Source organism: Mucilaginibacter gynuensis, from assembly GCF_039541195.1.
GTDB lineage: Bacteria > Bacteroidota > Bacteroidia > Sphingobacteriales > Sphingobacteriaceae > Mucilaginibacter > Mucilaginibacter gynuensis.
Genome location: NZ_BAABFT010000022.1, coordinates 1 through 15,929, shown reverse-complemented (window position 1 = coordinate 15,929; position 15,929 = coordinate 1). Strand labels below are relative to the sequence as shown.

The window sequence follows — 15,929 nt, the reverse complement described above, 5'->3', positions numbered from 1 at the left end:
CTATAAAAAGATCGTTTTTATATTACAAAAGCCTCCTGTTACACATTGTATATTTGTTAATGGCTTATGGCAAACGATAAAAGAATCAAGGTATACGATACCATAAAGTTTACTGATAAATATATGCCTGCCGATGAATTACGGGCTTTATTTAAGGGCGATTATGGTAAATTTTTAATTGTGCCTGTTGAAGATATGTACCGCCATGTTAAACGTAATGTACCTGCATCGCGCGCTACTAACCATATCTGCATTTTTTTAACCGGGGGTAGCGGCTACATGAAGGTTGGCAGCGAACTATATACTATGCATCCCGGCGAAATACTTTTTGTACCTGCCGGGCAGGTATTTTCTTTTGAGGCGTATAACGAAAGCAAATTTAATAAGGGTTATTTATGCAATTTTAGCAGCGAGTTATTGCTTGGCAGGTTTAGCCAAAGTGAGTTGTACAAAGATTTCGAATTTTTAAATGTATGGGGAAATCCCGCCGTAAAGCCTGATGCCGAAACAGCCGCCAACATACACTATATATTAAAGCGTATGTTAACCGAGTACTCGCGTTATGGCTTAAGTACCATTGATATTATACAGGCATACCTTATCGCTATGCTTTGCGAGGTGAACAAAGCCTATCAACCTTTGTTCAAAAATAGCATTGGTACCGCGGTTGCTATTACCAACAAATTTAAGGAGCTGCTATTTAAACATATTACCAATCATCACCTGGTTACCGATTATGCCTCTATGCTCAATATATCACCCAACCATTTAAATAAAACGGTAAAAAAGGTTACAGGGCGGTCGCCCTCTAAATGGATAGATGAGGCTATTGTGGCCGAAGCCAAAATATTGCTTACACAGAGTGATTTTACTATAAGCGAAATATGTGCTGAGGTTGGGTTTGACGATGCATCATATTTTAGCCGTCTGTTTAAAAAGCATGAAGGTGTGAGCCCTACCAAATTTCGCAAAATGATTGAAACGTCCTGATCTTTACGTTATCTATCCTAACCCGGGGTTGCAATGATATCGAACTTTGCCCCATATTTTAATGCAAACACCCATGTATCCTTATTTGATATTTTTTCATTCTGTTTTCAGGTGGCTGGTACTGTTAAGTCTTTTTTATGCTATAACGCGGGGCATCCGCGGCTGGCTTACCCACCAGTCCTTTTCCCGGTCAGATAATGCCATCAGGCACATCACCGCCACCATCGCCCACATTCAGCTGGCTGTGGGTTACATTCTTTATTTCCAAAGTCCGCTGGTAGCCTATTTCAGATCGCATTATCATGAGGCCGTTAAGCAGTTCGATTTCTTGTTTTTCGGGCTTATTCATATCTCCATGATGACGGTAGCCATCATCCTGATCACCATCGGCTCATCGGCCGCTAAACGTAAAACAACAGATATAGCCAAATTTAAAACCATGACTGTATTTTTCCTGCTGGCGCTGCTTATCATATTTATGGCTATACCCTGGCCATTTTCGCCATTGGCCAATCGCCCTTACTTACGCTCATTTTAAATTATCATGCAAAAATACTTTAACACCAAAATTGGCAGGCTACGGATAGTCGCCCTGTTTGAAGGCATATCGTTACTTATACTTATCGGCATTGCTGTTCCGCTTAAATATGCCTTTCACGATGCGTCGCTGGTAAAAACCATGGGGCCAATACACGGTCTGCTATTTTTATTTTTCGTTTTAAATACCATTAGTGTAGGTGTAGAGTATAAATGGAAATTCAGTGAAACCACGTGGAAGGTGCTGCTGGCCTGCATTATCCCCTTCGGTACTTTTTATATCGATTATACCATACTAAGTAAAATTCAGAACCGGACTAACAAACAATAACCCTTTAAAAAAAAATCATAACCAAAAAAGGAGGCCTTATGGCCTCCTTTCCTTTTAAAACACAACCTATTTAAAAGCCAGGATTATTTGGCAATAAGTTAGGGTTAACATCTGTTTCCTGTTTAGGCAGCGGAAACAGCAATTGTTTATCGGTAAAGGTTTTGCCGAACACAGTAGTGTGACCAACAAAATTATCCCAAGCACCGGTAACATCATTATGCACTTTGCGGGTACGCAGCATATCAAACCACATTTTGTTTTCAAAACATAGTTCGTAATAGCGTTGCACCCAAACTTCCTGCTCAAACGCAGTTTGACCTAATGTGCCAATTGGGACTAAACCTGCCCTGTTACGTATAGCATCTACATAACCCTTCGCATCAGAATTTGGCCCGCCTTCCGCTCTGTTTGAAGCCTCGGCATACATTAGCATCACGTCTGCAAGGCGGTAAATAGTGTAATTCAGGTCTGATTTTGCTGTATTGGTAACTGCGTTCACGTCAAACCACTTATAAATGTAGTGGTTTCTGAAAACGATAGGCGTGCCATCTTTAATACCTGGATAAGTGGTATAAAAGAATTGTTTTTCCTGCACCCTTCTATCCCCTGCCGGAAAAGACGCAATAAATTGGTTTGTTGGATATACAGAACCATACTCGTCAGAGTATTTTGAAATACCCGAGAAATTAGGAATAGTGAGTGATGTAAGCGGATTAGTAGACGGCACAGATGCTGCAAACTGTACTTGAAATATAAATTCACCATTATTTTTATTGGCAGTATTAATCATTGCTGCATAATTGCCAAACAAACTAAATGCATTGCTTTTAACAACCTCAAGAGAGCGCTTTGCTGATTCCGCATAATATTGATTACCGCCATTTATTGCAGCACCGGCATATGTTAAATAAACATCAGCTAATAATGATTTTATAGCCCCCATTGATACCTTTCCGGTTGCATCAATCCATGGAAGACTTGATTTTTCTGCTTCCAGCAAGTCAGGAATAATCACCTCGTCATAAATTTGTTTTGCAGGCACACGAGGAACATTCAGATTCAAATCTTTAGGCGGTTCTATTACTTTAGGAACCGCACCATACATGCGGACCAGGTAAAAGTAATATAGCGCGCGCAATGTGCGTGCTTCAGCCAGTAAGTTGGTTTTATCACCATCGGTAAGGCCGGAGGCATTAATGGTTGGTATTTTTTGTATAGCCAGGTTGGTTGCGCCTATACCTAAATACATTTGTTGCCACCAGGTATCAAAGTAGAACGATGTATTACTATAAATAAGGTTTTGGAAGTTAACAAAACCTGTTTGGCCTAAATCGCTATTGGCTTTACCGGTCATAAATTCCATCAGGTTCCAGGTATTACCACCGTACGAACCTGATTGACCTGTTAACAAACCCTGTAAATTTTGATACCCACCGTTAGCTAATGCGCGGGCTACCTTCGCGCTTGAGAGGTTAGACTCGGGTGTTAAAAACGAAGCGGGCTTTTCTTCCAGGAATTTTTTGCATGAGCATGTTAATAACACACACGCCACAATTAATATATTTCTTAATTTTTTCATTTTAATTCGATTTTAGATGATTTGTACTAAATCCTTCTCTGCTATTTGTTATATCCTTATTAACCATATTCACAAGTATTAAAATCCTACCTGTAAACCAAGGTTCCACACGCGCGGACGAGGGTTAGCGAAGAAATCAATGTTTTGTGAAAACGCAGGGTTTGAACCATAGCTGTTATTAAAGGTATCAACCTCCGGATCGTAACCTGTATAATCGGTAATTACGAACAAGTTTTGTACACTGGCATAAATTCGGAAACGGCTTACTCCTAATTTTTGCAAGGCAGCGCCCGGCAAATTATAGCCCAATACAAAGTTTTGGCCGCGGATGAATGAGCCATCTTCTACCCACCAGGTATCAAAATGCGAATCTTGCGCGTATTTGTAGTTACGTACTTGTGATACAAAAGTATTTTGGTTGCTTGGTGTCCAGCCGTTCAATACAGTAGCTAAACTGTTTGATATGGTTTGCCTGTCTTCAACCGAGTGTTTAAAGTTAGCTGCTGTATTTACGCCTTGTACAAAACGGATATCGAATGAAAAATCCCAGTTTTTGTATTTCATGGTGCTGCTGATAGTACCTGTCCATTTAGGGTTGGCACGACCGATGATGCTGTAATAGTTACTGCCATCGGCATTGTAAATATATTTACGGTCGCCTGCTTTTAAACCATGTGTAGCAGCTTCAGCAATATCTGCAGGAGAGTCGCTATAAGTACCCAGCCTGGTCATACCATAAAACGAGCCAATAGGTTGACCCACACGGATCACATAGTTTTGACCTAAGAAGTTAGGGCCGGGGAAGATATCGGCATTACCATCGTTCAATTTAGTGATCTCGTTTTTGTTACTGGTGAATAATAAAGTGCTTGACCATTCAAAGTCTTTACTTTTTACATTCACTGTATTCAGGCTTAACTCTATACCTGTATTTCTAACAGAACCTACGTTTTTGTATACATTGGGCGTTACAAAACCGGCAGACCACGGGATAGGCGTTTGCAATAACAGATCGCTGGTATTACGAATATAAAAATCGGCGTTAAAGTTAATCCTGTCGCCAAACAGGCCCAATTCTAAACCGGCATCAAATTGCTTGGTTCTTTCCCACTTCAAATCAGGGTTACCCAAATAACCCGGTAATAGTGTAATTGCAGCAGCGTTGTTTAAAACAGTTTGACCTGTAGTTAACTGACCCAGCGAACGATAGTTACCTATTTCCTGATTACCTGTAATACCATAACTACTCCTTATTTTTAAGTTAGATATGGATTTATTGTTCTTCATGAAGTCTTCTTGCGATACGCGCCATGCAGCACCTACCGAAGGGAAGAAAGAGAATTTATTTTTCTCGCTAAAACGTGATGAACCATCGTAACGACCGGTAGCCGTAAACAAATACTTTTCATCAATATTATAACTGATACGGCCATAAAATGACTCTAACTGACCCGGATTAAGCGCTACCGGCGAACTCGGCTGGTTATCAGATTCAGAAGCGCTTTTTACCGAACCTGCACCCAGGTTGTTGTACTGGAAGAAATCGTCGATAAAGTTTTGCGTTTCGGCCCTCACCCTTTCGTAAGTAGCCTTGGTGAACGAAATACCCGCTAAAGCAGTAAATCTTTGGTGTTCATTAATCTTCTTATTCCAGGTAAGGTAGTTCTCTGTTTGCCAGTAGTTGTTAATATTGGCATTAATGTTGGCTACACCACCCTGATCGAAAGATAAGTGTTGTAGCGCAAGAGACGAATAAAAGTTATTTTTTTGCGATGCCAGGTTATAACCAAAGTCGGTTTTAAACTCCAGTTCAGATGATATTTTGAACGTGGCGTAAATGTTACCCAACGCTTGCAGCGTATTGTTAAGCGTATAACGCTCGTTAGCTACTTGTATAGGGTTTGGCGCGCCTTCAAGACCGGCTATATCAAAGTTACCCGCCCAGTTACCATCAGGGTACCTGATAGGTACAATTGGCACTTCCTCACTAACTGCCCGGGGTACGTTCAAACTACCATTACCATCGGTAACCATACGCTGACGACTGCTGATGATATTGATGCTACCACCAACACGTAACCAATCTTTCACATCGTTATCCATAGTCATTTTAGCCGAATAACGTTTAAAAGCTGATGTAGGGGTTAAACCACGCTGATTAAGATAACCGAACGATAAGCTATAAACTGATTTTTCGCTACCGCCCTGTATATTGATCTGGTGACTTTGCGAGAAAGATGGTTTATAGGTTTCTTTTTCCCAGTTGGTATTGTAAATAGGTTTATTGTTGGCATCAAACAGCAACGGATAATTCACGTTGTTCAACTCTTTAGGCGGTGTTTGTACCGAGTTATCTGTAGAGAATTTTTGTCCGTTAGCGTATGATTCGTTGTAAATACGCACAAACTCTTCAGAGTTAAGGGTAGGTACGTGCCTGTAAAGCTGGCTGATGTTTCCGTTAGCTTCATAGCTAATGGTAGCCGCGCCACGTTTACCACGTTTGGTGGTTACCATAATAATACCGTTGGCACCACGCACACCATATATAGCAGTTGATGACGCATCTTTCAGCACCTCTATAGAGGCCACATCATTCGGGTTGATTGAGTTGGGGTCAACACCTACTACACCATCCACTACATAAATAGGGTCAACATTGGAGTTGATAGAACCAATACCCCTGATACGTACCTTGGCAGCCGCACCCGGCGCATTACTGTTAACACTTACATCAACACCGGCTACTTTACCTTGCAAGGCTTGCGACAAGTTGGGCACAGGTTTATCCAGTAGCTGCTCAGCCTTAACAGTGGTTACTGCACCTGTTAAATCTGATTTTTTGGCAGTACCATAACCAATTACTACCACCTCGTTCAGTTCTTTTGATTCTTCGGTAAGTTTTACATTGAGGGTTGTTTTGCCCGCGGCGCTAACTTCCTGTTCGCTGTAACCTATATAGGTGAATACCACTACGGAGTTTGCTGCCGGCAAATCGAGGGTAAAGTTACCACTGGCATCTGTTTGCGCGCCTATGGTTGAGCCTTTAACATGCACGCTTACTCCTGCAAGCGGACTATTATCTTTAGCATCAGTCACTTTACCATTTACCTTAACCTGCGCCATTACGTGCAGGGATAGTAAGGAAAATATAATTGCGTAAATAAGTTTTTTCATCATAACAATGATTGTTTGGTTGGTTTTAAATAATAATTGTGTTTAAGAGAGCTATTAAAATGCTTTTAGCACTACGGCGGTTGGCTTATGCAAAGGCTGCATGCCTGCCAAAATTTGGGCAAAGCAATTCCGGCTGCCTTTACGACATTATTTTTTTGCATATCAATTGGTTGTTTAAAAGGTTTCTCCAAAAATTGGTCGCTACAGTTACAGTGACTTTTTAATGGTTTTTGGTTAAATAATAATTGTGCAACACGCCATGCCCGTATACAGCACGGTATTCATTTTTATGCAGAATGAAAGCTTATTGAAACTATTACACAGCAAACTTCACCGCAAAGCAAAGCCGCCACCGGTTATACAGGTGGTTAATCAGTTAAATAAAAACCGGGTAATAGTATCAGTCTTTTCATTCAGCATTAAATTAAATCGAACAAAAACTTAGTACAAAAAGGCGCGTTTCCGCAAGTTTAAATATTAGGTATTGGTTTGTTTTTCACTCAATAGTATGTACAAACATACGTATATAAATTTTAATTCCAAATTTTATATTGGAACATCAATAGTTTAGTAATTAGTTAGGTATAACTGGTAAATGCAGTACTAATATCCATATTTTTTACTCAATTCAAAGCTAAATTTTAAAAAGGTTCTCATTTCTTTCTAATTTGTTTATTAACATTTACACATGCTAATGGATTAAGCTAACTTGTTTTAGCAGTTTTATCCATTAAGAAAATACCACATCTGTCTGATATACATATCCTTTGTGAATACTCGTCAGAAAGACATTTTATTGCCTGATAGTTTGGGAGTTATTAACTATTAGCCAATTCATCATCTCCACTATTTTCTGTACAGAAAGTGGTGTTATATCAAGGGGTACTGATATACATATCAATCAGCGAAGTGCCACCGTCATAATAGCTGCAAACTTACACAGCCTCCTGCTATTTGAACAGAGAAACCCTTGCGCAATGTATAGCCTGGTAAAGAATAAGCAGGCAAAAAATATGATCAGGATATTTTGATTATTAAAAGCAATCCAATATGTTTGTACATTATAACTTTATATGTACAATGGCAATTTGCCCGGTACAAGATAAACGTCCTTTTTCTATAAGCCCTTAAAAAAGGCATCCCGGCTAATTGTAAATTTAGTCGGCTTACGCGGTAAACAATACTACTATACTATATCAACCCTCAAAACAAATGAGAAAACTGAATCTTGTTTTTATTGTGCTGATCATTTGCGCGACAAGCATTAATGCCCTTGCGCAAATGGCCGCGACCCCGGCAACGGCTTTCACTTCTGTTACCTTACAGCAAACCGTAGCTTACCTTAAATACAATGGCGAAAATCGCCGCATGGTAAGGCTATTGTTTAAAAACGGAAAAAGTTTTGCCGAAGCCAAGGCTGCCGTAAGTTTTAATAACAATAAAGATGTAATTACCATACCGGCCAGTAAAGACGGGCTTGATGTTTACGAACTGGCCCTACCCGGCGCGCCTATAAAGGTATCTACACAGGCAACAGTTACCTTAACATCGGGTACGCAAAATTATGTGGCACGCTGCATTGTTGACCCGGCGCGCGATAACTGGAGCGTTTATGTATTACCCCACTCGCATGTCGATATTGGGTACACCAATACCCAGGCTAAGGTGCTGAAGCTGCATAAGGAAAACATTGACGAATCTATAGAACTGGCTAAAAAAACACAGAATTACCCTGCTGAGGCCCGTTTTAAATGGACAACCGAAGCAATATGGGTAGTAGATAATTACCTGAAAACAGCCGACGAAGAAAAAAAGAAGCGCTTTTGGGATGCGGTAAAAAGCGGCTGGATAAACCTGGATGGCGCTTATGGCAACATCAATACCAGCATGACGGATTCGAAACAACTGATGCAGATGTTCTACAAATCGCAAAAACTGGCTAAGTATAACGGCATTGAGATCCACACCATGTTTCAGGGTGATGTACCGGGCGCGTCGTGGGGTTTGTCTTCGCAGGTAGAGCAAACCGGGATCAAATATTTCCTTTCGGGTCCCAACGCTTCAGATAGAATTGGTCAGCTGGCCAAATGGCAGGATAAACCTTTTTACTGGGTATCGCCATCGGGCAAGCAAAAACTGCTGTTCTGGCAATGCCAACCGTACTCTATCGGCTATGCTTTAAAGGGTACTAAGATCCCTAACTTTTTTACCATTGAAGATCCTAAGCCGTTTTATACCGGTCATCCTACCGAGAACTTCCTGAACCCTTACGTTTTTGAATACCTTGCCGGTTTAGAGCAAAATAAATTTCCGTATGACATGTCGATACTTACCTGGGCCATGAGCGACAACGCCCCCATCGACCCAGAACTACCGGATGCCGTTAAAGCCTGGAACGAGAAATTTTCATCGCCAAAACTGATCATTACCTCAACCAAGCAGTTTTTTAATGACCTGGAGAGTAAATACAAAGACAAGTTGCCGCAATACACCGGCGATTATACCGAGTATTGGACAGATGGAGTAGCATGCGCGGCTAAAGAAACCGCTTTGAGTCGTCATACATCCGATCAGCTGAAACAAGCGGATGCTATTTGGGCCATTAACAATAAAGCCAACTACCCTGCCGATGCCTTTAACGATAGCTGGAAAAACCTGCTGCTTTATAACGAGCATACCTGGGGTGCCTATAACAGTGTGGATGACCCGGATGACGCGAAAGTGAAAAGTGAATGGGCGGTAAAACAATCGTTCGTGTTAACGGCGCATAGTAAGGTTGATTCGCTGATGAAACTTGTTTTAACCCCGGCATCGGCCAAAGCCAATACCATTGACGTGTACAATACCCTATCATGGAACCGTACCGATGTGGTTTATGTTCCGGCGGCATTAAGTAAAGCCGGCGATTTGGTGAAGGACGCTTCGGGCAAAAAGATACCATCGCAACGCCTAACAACCGGCGAACTGGTGTTTATAGCACAGGCAGTTCCGCAGTTGGACAAAAGCACTTATACTATAAATGCAGGTAAAGCCTTTGCGCAAGGCAATGCAAAAGTAACCGCCACCACCCTAAGCAATGGGCTTTACACCATTGATGTGGATAAACAAAGCGGCAATATTAAAAAACTGGTAAAAGCGGCGCGCAACTATGTATCGGCAGATTCGGCCGGGCTTAACCAGTACCTCTACATGCCGGATGCTGCCTTAAAGAAAACACAAACCAGCAGCAACACCGTAATCAGTATTAAAGAAAACGGCCCTTTGGTGGTTAGTTTACTGATAAAGTCCGACGCGCCGGGCAGCAATTCCCTTACTCGTGAAGTACGTTTAGTAAGTGGATTGGATAAGGTAGAACTGATCAATACTGTGGATAAAAAAGCTATTCGCGCTAAGGAGAATGTACACTTCGCGTTTCCATTTAATATACCGGGTGCACAGGTGCGTTACAGCATTCCATGGGGAAGCGCCGCCGCCGAGGCAGATCAACTACCTTATGCCAACCGTAACTGGTATACCATGCAGCGCTGGGTGGATATATCAAACAGCGAATACGGCATCACCTGGAGCAGCCCCGATGCACCGCTGTTTGAAATAGGGAAAACCAATACCGGTAGCTTACTGGGTGGCTTGCACCATTCGCCACTGTGGGTGTCGTTTACGCCGCAATCGCCTAATATATACTCGTGGGTAATGAACAACCTGTGGCATACCAATTTCAGGGCCGATCAGGAAGGCGTGGTTACTTTCCATTATTACATACAGGCGCACCAGGACGGGTACGATAGTTACAAGGCTAACCAAACAGGTTTAGATAACCATCAGCCTTTGATAGCTTCGGCAGCATCTGGCAGTAATGATAAAGCACCATTTTTTAAATTGGATAGCAAAACCGTATACATAGAGGCGGTAAAAGTTGCTGATGACGGCAAGGGATTAATTGCCCAATTGGTTAACAGCGATGCCGACGAAAGCAGCGTAACGTTATCGCCTGTAAATACTTCTGCAATAAAAGTTTGGTCGAGCGACCTTTCGGAAGAGCGTAAAACGCAAAAAAACAGTACATTTACTATTGCAGGGAAAGATGTAGTGACCGTTAGAGTTGAATTTTAGACCAATCCTCACATAATTATCTAAAAGCGGTATCCTGATCTTTTCGGGGCACCGCTTTTTTTATGCGGTAATATTCGCCCTTTTTGCAAATTGCCAACCTCTTTCGCGGCAATTCCTTCAATAGTTTTCAGAAGTGTAGTAGCCATCAAATAAACGCAATTCAACACCTTCCGTCATCCTGCTTTCCGCACAAACTTCGAGAAGCCGGCTAAATTCACATCCATATAGTCAATGCTCACAATCCTATTATTTTTTGAATGCAGGCCCTTGTACTTTCGAATCATTAATTAACAAACAAATAACATGATAAATTTTATTAAAACTGTAACATTAACACTTAATATGCGTCTGTTAGAAATAGCAATCAAACAGCCCCTTTCGTATCATTTTTGTTAATAAGTGTTAAATTTTTCCCAACTACTAAGAATTTAGTTATCATTGAGTGCCTTTAAAACTTTATATGAAATACACAATTTTTACCTTACTACTTTTCCTTTGTTTTACTTCCCGATCGTTCGCCCAAACACCCTATGGTGTTAAAGGAGCTGTGGCCGATAGTGCCTCAAACGTAAAACTTAAAGATGCCTCCGTAAGTATCCTAAACGCTAAAGATTCCACATTGGTCAGCTTTACCCGCGCTGCCGAAAACGGATCATTTTCAATAGGCAAACTTAACAAAGGCAAGTTCCTTTTGCTGATCACCTATCCCGAATATGCCGATTATGTAGAAGAGTTCAGTTTAGATTCGGCTAAAACAGAGCATAATTTTAAACAGCTGAACATGCTGCTGAAATCGAAACTATTGGCAGAGGTTTTAATTAAAGGAACCGCCGCCGCCATTAAAATAAAAGGTGATACCACCGAATATAACGCTGCCGCGTTTAAAATACAGCCCAACTCAAAAGTGGAAGACCTGCTGAAACAGCTACCCGGCATACAGGTAGATAAAGACGGTAAGATAACCGCGCAAGGGCAGGCCGTAAATAAGGTATTGGTAGATGGCGAAGAGTTTTTTGGCGACGACCCTACCCTTGTTACCAAAAACATCCGTGGCGACATGGTGGATAAGGTACAGCTATACGATAAAAAAAGTGACCAGGCTACCTTTACCGGTATTGATGACGGCGAGAAAACCAAAACCATCAACATTAAACTGAAAGAAGATAAAAAGAGCGGTTACTTTGGTAAGGTAGATGCCGGCATAGGCACTAAAGATTTTTACCAGGGGCAAGCTTTGTTCAATAAATTTAAGGCCAAGCAAAAATTCTCTGCTTACGGTACCTCCAGCAATACAGGCAAAACCGGTTTAGGCTGGGAGGATAGCAATAAATACGGAGGCGGATCTGACGGGATGCAGTTTGTTGACGATGGCATTATGTATTTCGGCGGCGGTGGCGATGACCTGGATTCGTTCGACGGAAGGTATAACGGTCAGGGTATCCCGAAGGCACATACCGGCGGTTTACACTACGATTCTAAATGGAACGATGATAAGAACTCCATCAACACCAATTACAAAATAGGATCGTTAGCTGTTGATGGTAGCACCAACACGCTATCCCAAAACACGCTGCCAACTGGTATCATCAAAAGTAATTCCGACCAGATCTTTAACAACTCTATCTTCAGACAAAAACTTGACGCGACCTATCAAATCAAACTGGATTCGACCTCAAACCTGAAACTGACAGTTGATGGTACTGTTAAAAACAGCGAAACCAACAGCGACTATACTTCGGAAACCCGCAATGGTAACGATGAACTGCGTAATGATAACACACGTCGTTTAACCAATAAGGTTGACGGTCGCATTTTGAACATGAGTGCTTTTTATACCAAAAAGTTCAAAAAGGCCGGTCGTACGCTATCTGTAAACCTTGCAGAAGCATTTAATCAAAGCAATGCCAAAGGTTTCCTGCAATCGAACACCAACTTGTACGATAGCACAGGGGTGATCAGTAATCAAAAGATTGATCAGTATAAAACTAACGACACCAAAAGCTCTGTTTTGAGTAGTAATATTGCCTACACCGAACCCTTCACTAAAGCGTTCTCGGTAATACTGAACTATGGTTTCGGTATTAATAACAGTACTGCCGATAGGAAATCATTCGATCAGTCGGCACCCGGAAATTACAACTTGCTGAATGATTCATTGAGTAATGATTTTAAACTGAACCAGTTCTCGAACCAGGTAGGCGCTATATTCAATTATAAAAAAGAAAAGCACGTGATTAACTTTGGTACCAAGGTATCTGATGTAAGCTTTAAGCAAGTTAACCTGTATACCGACGATATTTTTAAAAGGCATTTCACCAACTGGAACCCACAGGCCAGTTACCAATACAGGTTTACGCAACAAAAATCGTTCAGGTTTAACTACTATGGTAACACCACCCAGCCTACTATTGATCAGATACAGCCTGTACGTGTAAATACCGATCCGCTGAACATTACCCTGGGTAACCCCGACCTTACACCTTCATTTAACCACCGTTTCAATTTAGGTTACAACTCTTACAAGGTATTAAGTGGCCAGTCGATATGGTTGAGCGGTTCATACTCGTTCACCACAAATCCGATAGTAAGCAATACCTTTACCGATTCAACCGGTCGCAGTACTTACCAATCGTTCAACCTTAGTGGAAAAAAACCGAACAATTTTTATGCTAATGCTTATTTCGATCAAAAGATATCAAAAGGTGATTTCAATATTGGCTTAAACATGAGTGCAAATGGTAACACCTATTACAACATGATCAACAATGAGCTCAATAGCACCAAATCATATACCTATTCGGCCGGTGTAAGTCTGTCGAAATACAAACAAAAGAAGTATGATTTCTGGATGAACTTCCGCCCTAATTATACCAAAAGCACGTCATCATACATGACGAATGGCGAACTGAGGAAGAACATCAATGATGGCAAAGGTTTTAACGCTAATGCATCGTTTAACATTTACCTGCCGGGTAAATTACAAATATCATCGGATGGTAATTACGAATACAAGGCCAAAACACAGTCGTTCCCTGATGACTTCAGTCAGTTTATCTGGAATGCATCGATCGTTAAAACCTTCCTGAAAGAAGATAACCTGAAAGTATCATTAACCGGAAACGATTTATTGAACAAGAACGCGGGCTTTACCCGTAACACCACAGCCAACAGCTTCTATCAAAACAGCTACACCTCTATTCGCAGGTACTTTATGCTATCGGTAGTGTACGATTTTAATAAGATGGGCGGCGGCGTTAAAACTTCAAAATAAACCATATCATGAAAAAAATATATATTATCACCATAGCTGTAATTGCCTGCTTAAGCAATATTGCGGCAGCCCAAAACGCGCGTTTCGCCCGCTCGGGTACTATTGAATACGAGAAGAGCATGAACATGTATGCCATTATTAAAAAGAATATTAATAAGGATAATGAATCATACCTGCAACCTGCTTACGATCAGTACAAGAAAAACCAGCCGCAGTTTAAAAAGCTGAAGAGCACGCTTAATTTTTCGGATAATAAAACACTGTTTGTACCAATTCCACCGGAAAACACCAACAACGGTTTCTTTGGCAACAGCCCGATGACGGTGCAGAACAATACTGTTTATACCGATTTTAATACCAATAAAATAATTAACCAAAAAAAGGTTTATGAAGAAACTTTTTTGGTAAGGGACAGCACACACCATATTAAATGGAAAATAACCAGCGAAACCCGCGACATAGCAGGTTACACTTGCCGCAGGGCAAATGGTTTAGTACTTGATTCGGTATATGTAGTCGCATTCTATACCGAAGAAATACCTGTATCGGGCGGGCCGGAATCATTTAGCGGCTTACCGGGTATGATATTAGGCGTGGCCTTACCGCACGAAAACGTAACCTGGTTTGCCACCAAAGTAACCGATACTCCTGTACCTGCCAATTCGGTGGCGGCACCGGTAAAGGGAAAATCGGTAACCAGCAAGGAATTTTTTGATAAAATAAAAGATGTAATGAAAGATTGGGGCGACTACGCGCAGGAAGCCTTAAAAGCGTATTCTTTATAAGCGACTAATCGCCGCCACCACCACAACCGCTGCACCCGGAAGATGAACACCCCGAGCAGCCGCTGTTACAACCACTATCACCACCATGATGCCCGCCATCGTGGTGGTGATCTGATGATGTATTTCCATCAATATCTATATCTCCTCCACAACCTGCACCACCATTATTTCCCTCTCTTTTCTTTTTGATGTTGCCGGCATTATTGTCGATAAAAATTGAGCCAGAAATTACCATCACAGCTACCGCCACACAGCCAAATATCAGGAATACTATTGCCGCCTCCATGGCTTGTACAAATAAGCCCCCTGCAACTAATGCCAGGGTAGCAATAATGGTGATCTGCGTTATACGCGGCTTTTTAATTAGCCAATACCTGCTTAGATTAACACGCTGAAAGTTGATATCCGAAAAGCGGGTATGATTATCCTGCCATATATCTGCGGGAGGCTGAACGCCGAACTTCTCGACATATAATTTATTCGACAGGGAGTAATAGTTGTTAAACTTAACCGCTTCCTGTTTTCAACCTTTGGTAGGGTTATGATGTATTTCACTTCCTAAAGTATCGCGACAAAGATCTATCCAATAAGAACGTGTAACGGTTAAGTGCAAATGCCAGGCCTGGTCTACCGGGTCTGATGGGGTTACACCCTGTTCTGACACACAGCAAAGGAAGATAAACTTTTTGTATTCGTTAATAACGCGATGAGTGTAGGCCGCTGTCCAGCCATTTTCACGAGCGAGACGGGCAGAGAAACTAAAATCAGCATCCGGCTGATCCAGTTGAAAGCTTTGGATCTTTTGCCAAAGCGAGGTTTCGGTTGCATTCATATACCATGATATGTATGCTCTAAATCTAGATAAATGTTTTGGTTGGAGATTAGTTGTATGTTGAAAGTTGTGAGTTGTATGGAAAAGAGGTTGTGTGTTTTGAGTTGTGTGTTGTAAGAAGCGTTAGTGTGATGTCTATGCGTTGGAATATTTCCCTACAACGCGGAACCTGCAACTTACAACCCACCACTTACCACTCGCCTAAAAACAACAAAACCCTCTATCTTTTGGATAGAGGGTTTGTTTAAGATTGGGCACCGACCTACTCTCCCACGTTTTACCGCAGTACCATCGGCTCTGGCGGGCTTGACTTCTCTGTT

11 protein-coding genes are annotated in these 15,929 nt (G+C 41.6%); 6 read left to right on the top strand and 5 right to left on the bottom strand.

The window, feature by feature from the left end; genetic code table 11:
• Positions 1-66 precede the first annotated feature (66 nt).
• The 3 genes from ABD894_RS25355 to ABD894_RS25345 all read left to right on the top strand — a co-directional run bounded on the left by ABD894_RS25355 (position 67) and on the right by ABD894_RS25345 (position 1,858).
• Positions 67-990: a helix-turn-helix domain-containing protein gene (locus ABD894_RS25355; RefSeq protein ID WP_345213897.1), complete on the top strand. Its 924-nt coding sequence runs from the start codon at positions 67-69 to the stop codon at positions 988-990.
• 73 nt (positions 991-1,063) lie between these two features.
• Positions 1,064-1,528, top strand: a complete 465-nt coding sequence (locus ABD894_RS25350; protein WP_345213896.1) for a hypothetical protein — start codon at positions 1,064-1,066, stop codon at positions 1,526-1,528.
• A 6-nt stretch (positions 1,529-1,534) separates the two neighbouring features.
• Complete coding sequence (locus ABD894_RS25345; RefSeq protein ID WP_345213895.1) at positions 1,535-1,858, top strand: DUF3817 domain-containing protein; 324 nt, start codon at positions 1,535-1,537, stop codon at positions 1,856-1,858.
• Between the two features lie 70 nt (positions 1,859-1,928).
• On the opposite strand, the gene ABD894_RS25340 is transcribed toward ABD894_RS25345, so the two are convergent.
• Positions 1,929-3,437, bottom strand: coding sequence for a RagB/SusD family nutrient uptake outer membrane protein (locus ABD894_RS25340; RefSeq protein WP_345213894.1), 1,509 nt, complete (start codon positions 3,435-3,437; stop codon positions 1,929-1,931).
• Between the two features lie 78 nt (positions 3,438-3,515).
• Positions 3,516-6,614, bottom strand: coding sequence for a SusC/RagA family TonB-linked outer membrane protein (locus tag ABD894_RS25335; RefSeq protein WP_345213893.1), 3,099 nt, complete (start codon positions 6,612-6,614; stop codon positions 3,516-3,518).
• Positions 6,615-7,823: 1,209 nt separating this feature from the next.
• Between ABD894_RS25335 and ABD894_RS25330 the strand changes: the two genes are divergently transcribed.
• Positions 7,824-10,721, top strand: coding sequence for a glycoside hydrolase family 38 N-terminal domain-containing protein (locus tag ABD894_RS25330; protein WP_345213892.1), 2,898 nt, complete (start codon positions 7,824-7,826; stop codon positions 10,719-10,721).
• A gap of 20 nt (positions 10,722-10,741) precedes the next feature.
• Here ABD894_RS25330 and ABD894_RS25325 read toward each other — a convergent pair whose 3' ends face one another.
• Positions 10,742-10,867 carry a hypothetical protein gene (locus tag ABD894_RS25325; RefSeq protein WP_345213891.1) on the bottom strand — a complete coding sequence of 42 codons (126 nt, stop codon included), beginning with the start codon at positions 10,865-10,867 and terminating at the stop codon, positions 10,742-10,744.
• A gap of 314 nt (positions 10,868-11,181) precedes the next feature.
• Between ABD894_RS25325 and ABD894_RS25320 the strand changes: the two genes are divergently transcribed.
• Both ABD894_RS25320 and ABD894_RS25315 read left to right on the top strand, forming a co-directional pair.
• Entirely contained in the window at positions 11,182-13,992 is a 2,811-nt protein-coding gene (locus ABD894_RS25320; protein ID WP_345213890.1) for an outer membrane beta-barrel family protein, read from the top strand.
• A gap of 8 nt (positions 13,993-14,000) precedes the next feature.
• The gene (locus ABD894_RS25315) at positions 14,001-14,777 is read left to right on the top strand and encodes a GLPGLI family protein (RefSeq protein WP_345213889.1); all 777 of its coding nucleotides are present in this window, start codon (positions 14,001-14,003) and stop codon (positions 14,775-14,777) included.
• A gap of 4 nt (positions 14,778-14,781) precedes the next feature.
• Here the strand turns inward: ABD894_RS25315 and ABD894_RS25310 are convergent, their stop codons facing one another.
• Positions 14,782-15,063, bottom strand: a complete 282-nt coding sequence (locus ABD894_RS25310) for a hypothetical protein (protein WP_345213888.1) — start codon at positions 15,061-15,063, stop codon at positions 14,782-14,784.
• A 237-nt stretch (positions 15,064-15,300) separates the two neighbouring features.
• Complete coding sequence (locus ABD894_RS25305; RefSeq protein WP_345213887.1) at positions 15,301-15,609, bottom strand: glycine-rich domain-containing protein; 309 nt, start codon at positions 15,607-15,609, stop codon at positions 15,301-15,303.
• Positions 15,610-15,929 lie beyond the last annotated feature (320 nt).